This window comes from Mycobacterium bulgaricum (assembly GCF_041287165.2).
Lineage (GTDB): Bacteria > Actinomycetota > Actinomycetes > Mycobacteriales > Mycobacteriaceae > Mycobacterium > Mycobacterium bulgaricum.
This window is the reverse complement of record NZ_JBGGKV020000006.1, coordinates 298,737-313,607: the sequence shown is the minus strand read 5'-3', so window position 1 is coordinate 313,607 and position 14,871 is coordinate 298,737. Positions and strand designations below refer to the sequence as shown.

Sequence of the window (14,871 nt, the reverse complement as noted above, 5' to 3'; positions counted from 1 at the left end):
GCCCGTCGGGCGAGTGTATCAGCGCAGGTGCGTGGTCACCCCGTCGAGAACGGTCGGGACCAGCGGAAATCCGGGAAGGTTCCGCACGACCGTCCACGCCACGACGGCAGAAGCGATGACCGCGTAGACCGGCACCGTGAACACCTGTTTGGACTGACGACGGCGCACCAGCACCCACACCAGGAGCAGCGGCAGCCCGATGAGCGCGAACGCATTGTCGACGAACGCAGCGCCCAGATCGCCGTGCAGCAGGTCATGCGTCATCCGCATCCCCCCGCACGCCGGGCAGAACCAGCCGGTGAATTCGTGGAACGGGCACGGCGGGAAAAGGAAATCCGGGCTGTGCGGATCGCCGAGGCCCACATAGGCGAGCGCGCCGACGACCACGGCGCCGGTACCGAGCCCGGCGAACAGCCGCCCGCGCTTGCCGACGGTTGAGCTAGGTGCCATCTCGCAGCGGACGGCCTTCCGGATCGCGCACCCTGTCGGTGAGGATGAGAACGGCATCGATGATGCCCCAGATGATGGCCCCGAGTCCGCAGGTCAGAAGTCCCACCACGAGCTGGATGACGCCCAGCGTCGTGTAACCGAGGTAGATGCGTCCGATGCCGACGAGCCCGAACAGACCGAGAAGCTGCAGGAGGCCGCTCACTACCTTCGACTTCTCGGAGTATGGCTCACCGGTGACAGGGTGCCGCCCGTACGGCGCCATCGGATCCATGTAGGCGCCCGGATATCCCCCGCCCTGCGGCGCATAGGCGCCAGGAGACGGATACGTGCCGGGCGGCGGTGCGTACTGGGGCCCCGGTGGGACGTACCCGGGTTGCGGCGGTGGAGGCGTGTACGGGTGGCCGCCTTCGTTGCCACTGAATGGGGGCTCGGTCATGGCACCAGAATGCCAGAACCGCCAGATGCTTAGAAGGGGGGCGGTTCGTGGATCTCCGCGAGCCAGGCCTGATGCCTGCGCTCCTTTTCCCTGTTGATCTCGATGCGTTCTCGGCGTTCTCGACGGATGCGGGCCGCCCGGTCCTGTTCACGGGTTCGCTTGCGCCGCGGCATCTTTGCGGATCTACCGGACGGCACCTCGGGCTCGTCCACCTCTGGCAGCGGCGCGGTCGGCACCGACAGCGCCGGAAATAGCATTCCGCCGGCGGAATCCGTGACGTAGACGTGGCCGGTCGGAGCCGTCAACACGATTGTGCCGTCTGGATGTTGCTCGTCGCGCCAACCGTTCGCCCCGGTGTAGAAGGTCTTGATCAGATGATGCGTACGGCAGTAATGCTTGGTTCCCGACGCGTGAGTGACCCCGAACGGCCACGGCGTGGTGTGATCGATGTCGCACTGCTCCACCGGGGCATCGCAGCCCGGGAACCGGCACGTCAAATCCCGCCACCGCAGGTAGTCGGACAACCGCGCCGATGGCCGGTATCCCTTCTCCGGTTCCGCCTCGGGCTGATGGACTGGTCTGATCTTCGCAGTGTGCGCGGCTTTTCGGACTTCCTCGGCAGGCAGGATGCCCATGCCGGACAGATAGCCAGGGTCGTTGCTCCTGCCGTCGACGGTCGCCTGCTCTGCGAGGATGTGGATGACCACCTGTGAAGCCGAGTCGCGGAGCGCAGTTGACGGGCAGTCGTCGCTGCCGCATTGGCAGACCAGGCTCGTCTCCCAGCGTCCGAGTGCACCGCCCGCATCGGCCATCAGCTGGTTGTGAGTGCGCGGATCGTTGGCGCACACGGTGGCCGCCAGCGTCTCCAGGCGTTGCTTCAAAGCCGCGGCATCCTCAGCGCTGAGCACGCCGTTGACGAACGCCATGCCCGGCACGTGGGGTTCGATGTCCAAGTAGCGGTTGTCTTTGCGATCGGCGGCACCCGCACACCCGCTGGATCGAACTTGGCCACCCACTGGTCGAGTCGATCTTTGAGGACCTTGTCCGACAAACGCATCCATTTGGCGAGTCTTGGCGCCAACGCCTCGTCCAAATCTGCGATGAACTCGTCCTCGACATTGTCGGTGGCCGTGAGAGCGGCCTTCGCCATGCGGAAATCAATGTCGCCGCGAGAGAACGCTTCCGCGACCCGCGGGAGTCGCTCCTTCAGCGACACGGCCATACGCACCTGGTTGGTGGCCCGCCCTCTGCTGATGTTCTGTGCCGCTGAGACTTCAGCGCCGACCGCATCGAACACATCGGTTCGCCAGAACCCGGCCTCGACATACTGCTGCTTGCGTATCGCGTACAGACGGGCCACCGCGGCCAATCGCTCGGCGATCGCCCGAGCCTCGCAACGAGTGGCGAACGTCATCGCGTTGACGACATCGATCGCATCCGCGGAGCCGAACATATGTGCGAGTCTACCGGCCGGGTACGACGCGGCAGCGCACCAATTCCGTCGAGAACGTCCACGTTCCGCGAAGCACCGATGACAGACTTGGCCCCGTGGCATTCGAGAAGTCTTCTCTCGTACTGATGCACGGCATCCTGATGTCGGGGGACGGTTGGCAGGATGTAGTTCCGCTACTCTCCGACCGCCACCGGGTGTACACACCGACCACCGCCGGTCACCGCGGCGGGCCCGCCCTCCGGCGATCTCCCACCAAAGTCGCAGACCTTGTCGACGCCATGGAGCGCTACCTCGATGCAAATGGCCTCGAACGACCACACGTCGTCGGTCTCTCGTTAGGCGGTTGGATGGCCATCGAGTTGGCCAGACGTGGCCGCGCAGCGACCGTGTGCGCGCTGGCCCCTGCAGGTTTCTGGTCGCCGGGAGACAGAGCCCAGGCTCACGTGACGAAGAAGATCCACAAGTTCGTGGCCATGGGACGCCTCGCGCGTCCCACACGACCTGCGGTGGCCATAGCGTTGAAATCGGCGACAGTGCGTCGCCTCTCATTCCGAGACGCCGCTCGCCACGCCGACCGGATGACCGGGGCAAGGGCTATCGAAGCCGTCGACGACATCGTGGGATGCACATTGGACGTCGACGACATTCTCGGGTCAGGAGAACACCTCGCATCTCTGAATCCCCTGCCGTGCCCGGTGACCATCGCGTGGTCGAGCGATGATGCGATCGTTCCGGTTTCGGCGTGCGATCCCATCGCCCGCGAGCGGATACCGCAAGCCACTTTCACGACATTGCCCGCAGTAGGACACGTTCCGATGATCGACGACCCGGAACTGGTGGCCCGAACCATTCTGGCGGTTACGGCTCCGGGGTGAGCTCAGTAAGCGATTCGCGTCAGAGGTCAGCGATTCCGGCGCCTGCGAAGCCACTGACGGACGATGCCGCCTGACTCCGATTGCGCTGCGCTGTCCGGGGTCTCGGTGATGACGGTGTAGTGCGAACGCTCGGTGTCCGACGTTGCGGGATTCTCAGGTTCGCCGTCGACTTCGGGTTCCGTATCCGGGCCGCCTTGGTTCGACTCCGAACCATGAGCGTCGGACTCTGTGAGCGCGTCAGCATCGACTTCGGCGACTTCGCTTGCGGCGTCCTCGGATTCGGTGGCCTCTGGCGCGGCATCATCCACTCCGGAACCTTCGGGGTCCGCTTCGGCGGCGAGCTCCTCGGCAGCAGCCTCGCCCTCCACCGCGGACTCGTGGGCCTCCGGAGCCTCGGCAATCGCTTCGGCCACCTCGTCGCCCTCGACCGAACCCAGACCCGCAGCCTCAGACTCAGTCACCGCCTCGGCATCAACCTCAGCGACCTCGCCGGCAGGCTCATCAGCAGCAGCCAGCTCCTCCGCGACAGCCTCACCCTCGACTGCGGACTCATGGGCCTCCGAAGCGTCGGTAATCGCTTCGGCCACCTCGTCGCCTTCGACCGTACCCAGACCCGCAGCCTCAGACTCAGTCACCGCCTCGGCATCAACGTCAGGCTCGTCGGCAGCAGCCTCAGCATCACCGACCAGCTCCTCCGCAACAGCCTCACCCTCCACCGCGGACTCATGAGCCTCCGGAGCCCCCTCGACAGCCGAAGCCACCTCGTCACCCTCGACCGAACCCAGACCCGCAGCCTCAGACTCAGTCACCGCCTCGGCATCAACGTCAGGCTCGTCGGCAGCAGCCTCAGCATCACCAGCCAGCTCCTCCGCGAGAGCCTCACCCTCGACCGCGGACTCATGAGCCTCCGGAGCCCCCTCGACAGCCGAAGCCACTTCCTCGCTTTCGACCGAACCCAGACCCGCAGCCTCAGACTCAGTCACCGCCTCGGCATCAACGTCAGGCTCGTCGGCAGCAGCCTCGGCATCACCGACCAGCTCCTCCGCAACGGCCTCACCCTCGACCGCGGACTCATGAGCCTCCTCCTCGACAGCCGAAGCCACCTCGTCGCCCTCGACCGAACCCAGACCCGCAACCTCAGAATCAGACTCAGTCACCGCCTCGGCATCAACCTCAGCGACCTCGTCAGCAGGCTCATCGGCAGCAGCCTCAGCATCATCGACCAGCTCTTCCGCAACAGCCTCACCCTCGACCGCGGACTCATGAGCCTCCGGAGCCTCGGCAACCGCTTCGGCCACCTCGTCGCCCTCGACCGAACCGAGGCCCTGGGTCTCGGCCTCAGCAGCTTCGCCACCAGACACCGCCTCGGCAGCGGCGGCAGCCCCTTCGGCAGCCTCAACTGCTTCGTCGCCCTCGACGGCCCCGAGGCCACCCAATTCCTCCGGAACCGGCGGTGCGACAACATCGCCGTCGGATTCGACAGCTTCCTCGTCCGCACCGTCGCCGGTTGCGTCGAGTTCCGCGGCCAGCGCACCAGCTTCGGCGGCGCCTTCGACCGCGGAGTCGTGCGCCGCCGACGCACCCTCAGCCGCGTCGATGGCTTCATCGCCTTCGACCGCGCCGAGTCCGCCGGATTCTCGCTCCGTCTCCTCTTCGCGACCTGCTACCGCGGCCGCGGCGACAACGCCCGTCGCGGAGGCCATCGCGACATCCTTCGCGAGCTCTTCGACGTCGGATTCGGCATCTTGCTTGCCCCGCAGCGTCTCCGGCGCCTCCCTGCCCTTCGGCGCCACCATGATGTAGACCACGGCGCCGATGAACACGAACGTCGACGTGAAGGTGTTGATGCGAATGCCGGCCAGCAGCGTCGCGGTGTCGCTGCGCATCAGCTCGATCCAGAACCGACCGACGCAGTATCCCGCAACATACAGCGCGAAGAGCCGGCCGTGCCCGATCTTGAACCGGCGGTCGACGAGGATCAAGACCCCGAAAACCAGCAGATTCCACAGCAACTCGTACAGGAATGTGGGGTGCACGACCTTGATCAGCTCACCGGTCGACACGCCGTTCAGCGAGTCCGGCACGCCGGCGGCATTCACCCGCTCGTAGATTTCCAGGCCCCAGGGCAGGTCGGTCTCTCTGCCGAAAAGTTCCTGGTTGAAGTAGTTACCGAGGCGCCCGATCGCTTGCGCGAGAACGATTCCGGGCGCGATGGCATCACCGAACGCAGGTAGCGGTATCCCCCGCCGCCGGCACGCGATCCATGCGCCGATGCCGCCCAGCGCCACGGCGCCCCAGATTCCGAGCCCGCCGTCCCAGATCCGGAATGCCGCGCCGAGGCCGGCCCCGTTCTCGCCGAAGTAGGTCGGCCAGTCCGTCATGACGTGGTAGAGCCGGCCGCCGATGAGCCCGAACGGCACCGCCCACAGCGCCACGTCGTAGATGACTCCCGGTTCGCCGCCCCGTGCCACCCAGCGCCGATCGCCGATCACCAGCGCGGCAACAATGCCGACGATGATGAACAGCGCGTAAGCGCGGAACGGGAACGGTCCCAGGTGCCAGACACCCTGAGCGGGACTCGGGATGTAGGCCAGTACCGTCGTCGTCACGCAGTAATCCTCTGCCTTACGCCGTCTGCGAGTTCTTCTGCCAGCGAGCGCACCGCGGGGATGCCCTCCTTCAACGCCGAAACGAGCGCCGAGCCGACGATGACGCCGTCGGCATAGGCGCCGATCTCTGCCGCCTGTTCGCGAGAGCGGACGCCGAGCCCGACGCCCACCGGAATATCCGAGACCTCTTTGACCCGGCTGACCAGCTCGGGGGCGGCGTTCGACACCGCATCACGCGCACCCGTGACACCCATGGTCGAGGCCGCGTAGACGAATCCCCGGGATGCCTGCACTGTGGCAGCCAGCCGCTCTGGCGTCGACGACGGAGCCACGAGAAAGATTCTGTCCAAATCGTGGGCTTCGGAAACCGACACCCATTCATCCGCCTCGTCGGGGATCAGGTCCGGTGTGATCAGACCCAGCCCACCTGCCGACGCCAGATCACGGGCGAATGCGTCAATACCTTTGCGCAGCACAGGGTTCCAGTACGTCATCACAACCGCATGGCCGCCGGCGTTGCTGATCGCCTCGACCGCGCGGAATGCGTCGTGCACTCGAACGCCACCACGCAACGCCACCTCGGTCGCAGCGGCGATGGTCGGCCCGTCCATGCCCGGGTCCGAGTACGCAATGCCGACCTCGATGATGTCGCAGCCCGCCTCAACCAAAGCGACCATCGCCTCGATCGAAGAGTCGACATCGGGGAACCCGGTCGGCAGGTAGCCGATCAACGCGGAACGACCTTCGGCGCGGCAGGATTCGAACAGTCCGGCGAGCCTGCTCATGTTGCCGTGCCCTCATCGGACTCACCGAGTAACCCGAACCACTTGGCCGCCGTCTCGACATCCTTGTCGCCCCGACCGGACACATTCACCAGGATCATCGACCCCGACCCTAGTTCCGCGCCCAACTTCATCGCGCCGGCAATCGCATGGGCAGACTCGATGGCAGGGATGATGCCCTCGGTGCGACTCAGCAGCGACAGTGCGTCCATCGCCTCGGTGTCGGTGATCGGCAGATACCGGGCGCGGCCGATGTCCTTGAGCAACGCATGCTCGGGACCGACACCCGGGTAGTCCAATCCCGCTGAGATCGAATGAGATTCGACGGTCTGGCCGTCCTCGTCCTGCAGTAGGTACGAGAAGGAGCCCTGGAAGGCGCCCGGTGACCCACCCGTGAATGTTGCTGCATGGCGGCCAGTTTCGACGCCGTCGCCCGCCGCCTCGTACCCGATCAGGCTCACGTCGGGGTCGTCGATGAAGGCGTGAAAGATCCCGATCGCATTGGATCCGCCGCCCACGCAGGCCACCACCGCATCAGGCAGCCGCCCTGCCTGTTCGAGCATCTGCTGGCGCGCTTCCATTCCGATGACGCGCTGGAAGTCGCGCACCATGAGGGGGAACGGGTGCGGGCCGGCGGCCGTACCGAACGCGTAGTAGGTGTTGTCGGCGTTGGTGACCCAGTCGCGGAACGTCTCGTTGATCGCGTCCTTCAACGTCTTCGACCCGGATTCGACCGCCACCACCGACGCGCCCAGCAGCCGCATCCTGGCCACGTTCAATGCCTGGCGTGCGGTGTCGACGGCCCCCATGTAGATGACGCATTCCAAGCCGAGCAACGCGCATGCCGTCGCCGTCGCGACGCCGTGCTGGCCCGCGCCGGTCTCGGCGATCACCCGGGTCTTGCCCATCTGCTTCGCCAGCAGCGCCTGACCCAGGACATTGTTGATCTTGTGAGAACCGGTGTGGTTGAGGTCTTCTCGCTTCAAAAAGATACGCGCGCCGCCGGCGTGCTCGCTGAGGCGCTCCGCTTCGTAGAGAGGCGAGGGGCGTCCGGTGTAGTGCTTTTGCAGCCGGTCCAGTTCGTCGAGGAACGTCTGGTCGCCACGGGCCTTCTCGTAGGCCGCCGTCACTTCTTCGATGACGGCCATCAGCGCTTCGGGGACCAGCCGCCCGCCGTAAGCGCCGAAATGGCCCCTGGCGTCAGGGTCGTGGGAGGTGGGTTCGGCGACCGCCGCGCTGGCACGCGGCAGATCGTGACCTGCGAGGCCGGTCACTTAACGGGCGGGTTTCGGGCACGACGGATGCGTGCCGGCGGTGACGAGATCAGCAACGGCGCTACGCGGATCACCACTGGTGACCAGGCCCTCGCCGACGAGGACACCGTCGGCGCCCGCGCCGGCGTAGGCGAGCAGGTCGGCCGTCCCCCGCACACCCGACTCGGCGATCTTGATGACCTTGCTGGGCAGCCCGGGCGCAATCCGGGCGAAGCAGTCCCTGTCGACCTCGAGGGTCTTCAGATTCCTGGCGTTCACCCCGATCAACGAGGCGCCGGCCTGCAGCGCCCTGTCGGCCTCTTCCTCGGTGTGCACCTCGACCAGAGCCGTCATACCCAGCGACTCGGTGCGTTCCAGAAGTGACTCGAGCGCGGGCTGCTCCAGCGCGGCAACGATCAGCAGGAGCAGATCGGCACCGTGGGCGCGTGCTTCGTGGATCTGGTAGGGCCGCACGATGAAATCCTTGCGCAGCACGGGAATCGACACGGCAGCACGAACGGCGTCCAGATCGTCCAGGGAGCCGTTGAACCGACGCTGCTCGGTCAGCACGCTGATGACCCGGGCGCCACCGTCCTCGTAGGCGCGGGCGAGTTCCGCAGGGTCGGCGATCGAGGCCAGTTCCCCGCGGGACGGGCTGGCACGCTTGACCTCGGCGATGACCGCAATGCCCGGCGCACGCAACGCGGCCATGACATCCAGTGGCGCGGGTGCGCGCTGAGCCTTTTCCTTGACCTCCGAAAGGCTGACGAGGGCCTCGCGGGCGGCAACGTCAGCGCGGACTCCCTCGAGGATGGAGTCGAGCACGTTAGCCGAACCCATAGGCGTCGTTTCCCTTTCCCTGACGGCCATTCGATTCTTAATGAAGGGTAGTCGCCACGAAGGCATGCTCTGTCACCGCCCCTTGTTGTCAGGATCGACCGGGTCCCGGGTGGGATCGGAGCCCTCGTCGAGGGCGTCCCAGATCATCCGCTCCGACATGGCCGCTGCAGGCGCGTCGGCCTCGACCGCTGGTCGGCGGGTGTATCGAGTGGCCTCGGTCCGGCCGCGGGCTGCCGAGCGCATCAGCAGCACCGCACCGATCAACGAGAGCGCGGCGGCGACCAGCGTCACGACGGCCCCGACGTAATGCCGCTGCGTGTCGATGAGGTCTGCGACCGGCACCTCGGCGAGACGGGCCGCGCGCACCGCGACGTCGACGACAACCCACAAGCTGATCGCCAGGTAACCCATTCCGGCGCTGGCCCCGGCCACCAGGACTGCAAGCACCCGCAGAGGCCAGCCGCGCACGGCCAGCGCTGCGACGGCGGCGGCCAGCACGAGCAGCGCCAACGGGACGAGGGCCGTCGACCACGTCGCTCCCGAAAGGTCGGCCGTCTTGGGTTGTCCGAGCCCGTCGAAGGAACTGATCTGCACCCAGGTGAGCCGCGACGCTCCCCAGAGGCCCGCCGCGGCGAGCACCAGAAGCAGTTGCGCGGCGCGGATCACGGCTCGCTCAGGGTCTCGGCAGCCGCGATCGCGGCGAGCACGGCTCGTGCCTTGTTGGCGGATTCGGTGTACTCGTAGGGCCCGTTCGAGTCGGCGACAACACCTCCGCCGGCCTGGACGTAGGCCGTTCCGTCGCGCATGAGCGCGGTGCGGATCGCAATCGCGAAGTCGGCGTTGCCTGCGAAGTCGAGATAGCCCAGCACGCCGCCGTAGAGGCCGCGGCGGGTCATCTCCACCTCTTCGATGAGCTCCATCGCCCGCACTTTCGGCGCCCCCGACAGCGTTCCTGCCGGAAAGCACGCGGTGACCGCGTCAAGCGCGGTCCTGTCGTCGGCCAACAACCCGGTCACCGTCGACACCAGATGCATGACATGGCTGTAGCGCTCGATGTGGCTGTAGTCCTCGACCTTGACGGTGCCGGGCCGGCACACCCGGCCGAGGTCGTTGCGGCCGAGGTCGACGAGCATCAGGTGCTCGGCGCGTTCTTTCTCGTCGGAGAGGAGTTCCTTTTCCAGCAGAAGGTCTTCCTCCTCGGTCTCCCCGCGCCACCGGGTACCCGCGATCGGATGCGTCGTCGCCCGTCCGTCCTTGACGGTGACAAGCGCCTCGGGACTGGATCCGACGATCGAAAAGTCCAGTCCCCCATCCGGATTGGGAACATTCAGAAGATACATGTACGGACTCGGGTTGGTGACCCGAAGCATCCGGTAGACATCGAGGGGGTCGGCGTCGGTATCCATCTCGAAGCGCTGTGACGGCACCACCTGGAACGCCTCACCCGCCTCGATATCGCCGACGAGCTTATCGACGATCTCGGTGTACTGCTCGACGGTGCGCTGCGACCGGTGCTGCGGGGCGGGCCTGCCGAAGACCGCCACCGTGGAGGCCAGCGGTTCGGCCAGCGCTGCCGTCATCACGTCCAGCCGCGCCACCGCGTCGTCATACGCCCAGTCGACGCGCTCGTCGGTGCCGTTCCAGTTGACGGCGTTCGCGATCAGCGTGATGGTGCCCTCGTGGTGGTCGACGGCCGCGACGTCAGTAGCCAGTAGCAGCATCATGTCCGGCAGACCGAGGTCGTCGACGGTCAATTCCGGAAGACGTTCGAGCCGGCGCACCATGTCGTAGGCGAAGAATCCGACGAGTCCCGACGACAGCGGCGGCAGGCCGGGCAGCGCGGCCGTCTCCAACAGCGTCAGCGTCGCGCGCAATGCCTGCAGGGGGTCGCCACCTGCGGGGGCGTCCTGGGGGATGACGCCGAGCCACACCGCTTCGCCGTCACGGACCGTCAACGCGGACGGAGTGCCCGCACCGATGAACGACCACCGCGACCACGACCGCCCGTTCTCCGCGGACTCGAGGAGGAATGTCCCGGGCCGGTTGGCGGCGAGCTTGCGATACGCCGACAGCGGCGTCTCGCTGTCGGCGAGCACTTTGCGCGTGACCGGGACGACGCGATGCTCGGCGGCCAGCGCCCGGAAGTCCTCACGCGACGTGGTCACCGTGAGGTTGGCGGTCGTCTGCACCCGGTAATGGTCTCAGAAGTACGGTGGAGATCGTGAATCCAGTACAAACGGGTGATCGCGTGGTCGACTTCGAACTTCCTGACCAGACGGGGACGACGAGAAAGCTCTCCGAGCTCCTTGCCGACGGCCCCGTCGTGCTGTTCTTCTACCCCGCCGCGATGACGCCCGGATGCACCAAAGAGGCATGCCACTTCCGCGATCTCGCCGGCGAGTTCGCGGCGGTGGGCGCGAGCCGCGTCGGGATCAGCGCCGACACCGTCGACAAGCAGGCGCAGTTCGCGGACAAGCAGAAGTTCGACTATCCCCTGCTGTCGGACACCGAGGGTGTGGTGGCCACGCAGTTCGGCGTCAAGCGCGGGCTGCTCGGCAAGTTCATGCCGGTGAAGCGCACGACCTTCGTCATCGACACCGACCGCACAGTCCTCGAGGTCATCGCCAGCGAGTTCAGCATGGACACTCACGCCGACAAGGCCCTCGAGGTGCTGCGCCAACGCCAATCGGCGTGACGGCCGTCCTCGAGCTCGACGGGGTCACCTTCCGCCGCAACGGCAAGCAGATCATCGACGGCATCTCGCTGACGGTCGACGAAGGCGAGCACTGGGCGCTGCTCGGCCCCAACGGTGCGGGCAAGAGCACCCTGCTGGGTTTCTGCGCGGCGAACACGTTCCCGACGTCGGGGACGGTGCGCATTCTGGGCCGGCAGATGGGGCGGGTGGATCTGTCGGCGCTGAGGCACTCCATCGGCCACGTCAATCCCCGTCACCAGCTGCAGTATTCGCTGACGGTCCGCGATGTCGTGATGACGGGCATCACCGCGACCATCGACACGCCGATGCGATGGACGGCCTCCGACGAGGAGGACGAGCGGGCCGCCGCGATGATTGCCGCGGTGGGCTTGTCCCACAAGGCAGACGACGTGTGGCCCACCCTGTCCCAGGGTGAGCGCGGACGCACGCTGATCGCCCGGGCGCTGATCGCCGAACCGCGACTGCTGCTTCTCGACGAACCCTCGACCGGACTGGATGTGGCTGCGCGCGAACAACTCCTGGAGACCATAGACTCACTCGACCAGACCCATCCCGAGGTGGCGTCGATCCTCGTGACACACCATCTCGAAGAACTGCCGACCACGACCACGCATGCGCTGTTGATCGCCGAGGGCCGCACCGTCGCGAGCGGCCCTGCCCGGGAAACGATCACGACCGACACGGTGTCGGAGGCGTTCGCCCACCCCGTGGTGGTGGGCTACGACGAGGGCCGGTGGACGGCGCGCGCGAAAGCCTCGCGCATCATCTGACGTCGGGCCCCAGCAAAAGGTCGGCGTCGAAGCACGTGTGATCCCCGGTGTGGCAGGCGCCGCCGACCTGGTCGACTTCCAGCAGCACGGTGTCGCCGTCGCAGTCCAACCGCACCGAGTGCACGCGCTGGGTGTGACCGGACGTCAAGCCCTTCACCCACTGTTCGCCGCGCGACCGCGAAAAGTACGTCGCCTCACGGGTTTCCAGCGTGCGGGCCAGCGCGTCGTCGTCCATCCACGCGACCATCAGCACCTGACCCGTCGCACGTTCCTGCACCACCGCACTGACCAGGCCGTTGGCGTCACGCTTCAGCCGCGACGCGATCGCCGGGTCCAGAGCCACCGTCACCTCACCACGATCCCTTCAGCTGCCATCGCCGCCTTCACCTGGCCGATGGTCAGATCCCCGAAGTGGAACACGCTGGCCGCCAGCACGGCGTCGGCACCTGCAACAACTGCCGGCGCGAAATGTTCCACGGCGCCCGCGCCTCCGCTGGCGATGACCGGGACCGTCACCGCACCGCGCACCGCACGCAACATCCGGAGGTCGAAACCGGCCTTGGTGCCGTCGGCGTCCATCGAATTCAGCAAGATCTCCCCCACGCCGAGCTCCGCGCCGCGAGCAGCCCACTCGACCGCGTCGATGCCGGTGCCGCGCCGCCCACCGTGGGTGGTGACCTCCCAGCCCGACGGCGTCGGCTGCGCATCGTCAGGCACGGTGCGTGCGTCCACCGACAACACGATGCACTGCGACCCGAACTGACGGGACAGCTCCGACAGCAGTTCCGGGCGCGCGATCGCGGCCGTGTTCACCGACACCTTGTCGGCGCCGGCACGCAGCAGGACGTCGACGTCGGCGATCGACCGCACCCCGCCGCCCACCGTCAACGGGATGAACACCTGCTCGGCGGTGCGCCGCACCACCTCCAGCATCGTCGTGCGGCCCGACGAGGACGCGGTGACATCCAGGAAGGTCAGCTCGTCGGCCCCTTCGGCGTCGTACGCAGCGGCGAGCTCGACGGGATCGCCCGCGTCTCGCAGGTTCGCGAAGTTGACGCCTTTGACCACCCGGCCGTCATCGACATCGAGGCATGGGATCACGCGGGTGGCGACATCGCCCCCGGTGCTCACAGGTAGTCCTTCGGGTCACCGGCCGCGCGAACGATCTGCAGGATCTCTTCGTGCACACCGGGTGCGGCGGCAAGCGCCGACGGCGACGACGACGTCCACGGCTCACCCGACAGATCCGTGACGATGCCGCCCGCGGCCCGCACCAGCGCCACCCCCGCGGCGTGGTCCCAGATGTGATGACCGAAACTGATTGCGCCGCCGAGGATTCCCGCGGCGACATAGGCGAGGTCGATACCCGTGGCGCCGTGCATCCGCACACGCGAGCATTCCCGGCTCAGGCCTTCGAGCACCTTGGCCCGGTAGCGGCCGGGATAGCGTCCGCGGGACTCGATGTTGAACGTGCCGACGCCGACGATGGATTCGCCGAGAGACGCGGTGTCGAGACGCTCGAGATCGGAGCCGTTGCACTGCACCGGCCCGTCGATGATCGACGTGAAGCTCTGCGACATGAACGGCAGCCAGGTCAACCCCAGCACCGGTTCGCCGTCGGCAAGCAGGCCCAGGAGGATCGCGGCGGTCGGCAGGCCCGCGGCGTAGTTGAAGGTGCCGTCGATCGGGTCGAGGACCCACACCATCTCGGAGTCGATGGACTCGCCGCCGAACTCTTCTCCGTGCACGCCGATTCCGGTCAACTTGGTCAGCTCGGCAACGACGCGTCGCTCGATGGCCAGGTCGACCTCGGTCGCGAAGTCGTTGCCTTTCTTCGCGACTGCGGAGTCGGCGCGATGCCCGGCGACGAACTGTCCGGATGCGGCGTCGAGCACCCCGGCCGCGACGGAAAGCAAGTCGGCCAGCTGCGCGCGGTCCAGCGTCACGTGCGGACCGCGTCGAGCGCCTGTGGCAGCGTGAACCGTCCCGCGTAGAGGGCCTTCCCGACGATCGCCCCTTCGACACCCTGCCCGGTCAAGGTGGCGATGGCCCGCAGGTCGTCGAGGCTGGACACGCCACCAGACGCGATGACCGGCGCATCGGTGCGCTCACACACCTGGCTCAGCAGCTCCAGGTTCGGGCCGTTGAGGGTGCCGTCCTTGGTCACGTCGGTGACGACGAACCGCGAACATCCCTCGCGGTCAAGGCGTTCCAAGACGGTCCAGAGGTCACCGCCGTCGGTTTCCCAACCGCGCCCACGCAGCCTGTACTGCCCGTCCTCGATCTTGGCATCGAGCCCGACGGCGACCTTGTCGCCGTGTTCGGCGACGATCTCGGCGCACCACTCGGGATTCTCCAGCGCCGCTGTGCCGATGTTGACGCGGGCGCATCCGGTCGCCAGCGCGGCGGCCAGCGAGTCGTCGTCACGGATCCCCCCGGACAGCTCGACGGCGACATCGAGCTTGCCGACGACCTCGGCGAGCAGTTCGCGGTTGGATCCGCGACCGAACGCGGCGTCGAGATCGACGAGGTGGATCCATTCGGCGCCGTCGCGCTGCCACGTCATCGCGGCGTCGAGGGCAGATCCGTACTCCGTCTCGCTTCCGGCCTGCCCCTGCACCAGACGCACGGCGCGGCCTTCGACGACGTCGACGGCGGGCAGAAGAATGAGTCGTGGATTCACGCTG

At 67.0% G+C, this 14,871-nt stretch carries 15 protein-coding genes and 1 pseudogene; 3 read left to right on the top strand and 13 right to left on the bottom strand.

The window, feature by feature from the left end:
• Nucleotides 1-18: 18 nt before the first annotated feature.
• From ACAG24_RS18535 to ACAG24_RS18525, 3 genes and pseudogenes are all read right to left on the bottom strand, one after another.
• Nucleotides 19-450 (bottom strand): DUF2752 domain-containing protein, encoded by a 432-nt coding sequence (locus ACAG24_RS18535; RefSeq protein WP_370474139.1) that lies wholly within the window; start codon nucleotides 448-450, stop codon nucleotides 19-21.
• On the bottom strand, nucleotides 440-886 hold the full coding sequence (locus ACAG24_RS18530; RefSeq protein WP_370474138.1) for an NINE protein: 447 nt from the start codon (nucleotides 884-886) through the stop codon (nucleotides 440-442). Before ACAG24_RS18530 ends, ACAG24_RS18535 begins: the two co-directional genes overlap by 11 nt.
• Nucleotides 887-915: 29 nt before the next feature.
• Nucleotides 916-2,339: pseudogene (locus ACAG24_RS18525) on the bottom strand (HNH endonuclease signature motif containing protein).
• Between the two features lie 95 nt (nucleotides 2,340-2,434).
• On the opposite strand from ACAG24_RS18525, the gene ACAG24_RS18520 reads away from it, so the two are divergent.
• A complete protein-coding gene (locus ACAG24_RS18520; RefSeq protein WP_370474137.1) occupies nucleotides 2,435-3,214 on the top strand; it encodes an alpha/beta fold hydrolase in 780 nt (259 codons plus the stop codon).
• Between the two features lie 26 nt (nucleotides 3,215-3,240).
• Here ACAG24_RS18520 and lgt read toward each other — a convergent pair whose 3' ends face one another.
• The 6 genes from lgt to ACAG24_RS18490 form a co-directional block, all read right to left on the bottom strand.
• The gene (gene lgt, locus ACAG24_RS18515; protein WP_370474136.1) at nucleotides 3,241-5,823 is read right to left on the bottom strand and encodes a prolipoprotein diacylglyceryl transferase; all 2,583 of its coding nucleotides are present in this window, start codon (nucleotides 5,821-5,823) and stop codon (nucleotides 3,241-3,243) included.
• Nucleotides 5,820-6,608, bottom strand: a complete 789-nt coding sequence (trpA, locus tag ACAG24_RS18510) for a tryptophan synthase subunit alpha (RefSeq protein ID WP_370474135.1) — start codon at nucleotides 6,606-6,608, stop codon at nucleotides 5,820-5,822. Before trpA ends, lgt begins: the two co-directional genes overlap by 4 nt.
• Complete coding sequence (gene trpB / locus ACAG24_RS18505; protein ID WP_370474134.1) at nucleotides 6,605-7,879, bottom strand: tryptophan synthase subunit beta; 1,275 nt, start codon at nucleotides 7,877-7,879, stop codon at nucleotides 6,605-6,607. The genes trpA and trpB overlap by 4 nt, the downstream gene beginning before the upstream one ends.
• Complete coding sequence (gene trpC / locus ACAG24_RS18500) at nucleotides 7,880-8,698, bottom strand: indole-3-glycerol phosphate synthase TrpC (protein WP_370474133.1); 819 nt, start codon at nucleotides 8,696-8,698, stop codon at nucleotides 7,880-7,882.
• A gap of 72 nt (nucleotides 8,699-8,770) precedes the next feature.
• The gene (locus tag ACAG24_RS18495; protein WP_370474132.1) at nucleotides 8,771-9,364 is read right to left on the bottom strand and encodes a TIGR02234 family membrane protein; all 594 of its coding nucleotides are present in this window, start codon (nucleotides 9,362-9,364) and stop codon (nucleotides 8,771-8,773) included.
• Nucleotides 9,361-10,887, bottom strand: a complete 1,527-nt coding sequence (locus ACAG24_RS18490) for an anthranilate synthase component I (RefSeq protein WP_370474131.1) — start codon at nucleotides 10,885-10,887, stop codon at nucleotides 9,361-9,363. The genes ACAG24_RS18495 and ACAG24_RS18490 overlap by 4 nt, the downstream gene beginning before the upstream one ends.
• 23 nt (nucleotides 10,888-10,910) lie before the next feature.
• Between ACAG24_RS18490 and ACAG24_RS18485 the strand changes: the two genes are divergently transcribed.
• Entirely contained in the window at nucleotides 10,911-11,393 is a 483-nt protein-coding gene (locus ACAG24_RS18485; RefSeq protein WP_445206216.1) for a peroxiredoxin, read from the top strand.
• Nucleotides 11,390-12,184, top strand: a complete 795-nt coding sequence (locus ACAG24_RS18480) for an ABC transporter ATP-binding protein (protein ID WP_370474129.1) — start codon at nucleotides 11,390-11,392, stop codon at nucleotides 12,182-12,184. Before ACAG24_RS18485 ends, ACAG24_RS18480 begins: the two co-directional genes overlap by 4 nt.
• Here the strand turns inward: ACAG24_RS18480 and hisI are convergent.
• The 4 genes from hisI to priA are packed head-to-tail and all read right to left on the bottom strand — an operon-like array spanning nucleotide 12,177 to nucleotide 14,867.
• Nucleotides 12,177-12,527 carry a phosphoribosyl-AMP cyclohydrolase gene (gene hisI, locus ACAG24_RS18475; RefSeq protein WP_370474191.1) on the bottom strand — a complete coding sequence of 117 codons (351 nt, stop codon included), beginning with the start codon at nucleotides 12,525-12,527 and terminating at the stop codon, nucleotides 12,177-12,179. The two genes, ACAG24_RS18480 and hisI, sit on opposite strands and share 8 nt — an antisense overlap.
• 2 nt (nucleotides 12,528-12,529) lie before the next feature.
• Nucleotides 12,530-13,315: an imidazole glycerol phosphate synthase subunit HisF gene (gene hisF / locus ACAG24_RS18470; protein ID WP_370474128.1), complete on the bottom strand. Its 786-nt coding sequence runs from the start codon at nucleotides 13,313-13,315 to the stop codon at nucleotides 12,530-12,532.
• Complete coding sequence (locus ACAG24_RS18465) at nucleotides 13,312-14,130, bottom strand: inositol monophosphatase family protein (protein ID WP_370474127.1); 819 nt, start codon at nucleotides 14,128-14,130, stop codon at nucleotides 13,312-13,314. The genes hisF and ACAG24_RS18465 overlap by 4 nt, the downstream gene beginning before the upstream one ends.
• Nucleotides 14,127-14,867: a bifunctional 1-(5-phosphoribosyl)-5-((5-phosphoribosylamino)methylideneamino)imidazole-4-carboxamide isomerase/phosphoribosylanthranilate isomerase PriA gene (gene priA / locus ACAG24_RS18460; RefSeq protein WP_370474126.1), complete on the bottom strand. Its 741-nt coding sequence runs from the start codon at nucleotides 14,865-14,867 to the stop codon at nucleotides 14,127-14,129. The genes ACAG24_RS18465 and priA overlap by 4 nt, the downstream gene beginning before the upstream one ends.
• Between the last annotated feature and the right edge of the window lie 4 nt (nucleotides 14,868-14,871).

Excerpts from the sequence above, each read along its gene's own strand:
- ACAG24_RS18535 (WP_370474139.1), bottom strand. The coding sequence starts at position 450 with ATGGCACCTAGCTCAACCGTCGGCAAGCGCGGGCGGCTGTTCGCCGGG.
- ACAG24_RS18530 (WP_370474138.1), bottom strand. The coding sequence starts at position 886 with ATGACCGAGCCCCCATTCAGTGGCAACGAAGGCGGCCACCCGTACACG.
- trpA (WP_370474135.1), bottom strand. The coding sequence starts at position 6,608 with ATGAGCAGGCTCGCCGGACTGTTCGAATCCTGCCGCGCCGAAGGTCGT.
- trpC (WP_370474133.1), bottom strand. The coding sequence starts at position 8,698 with ATGGGTTCGGCTAACGTGCTCGACTCCATCCTCGAGGGAGTCCGCGCT.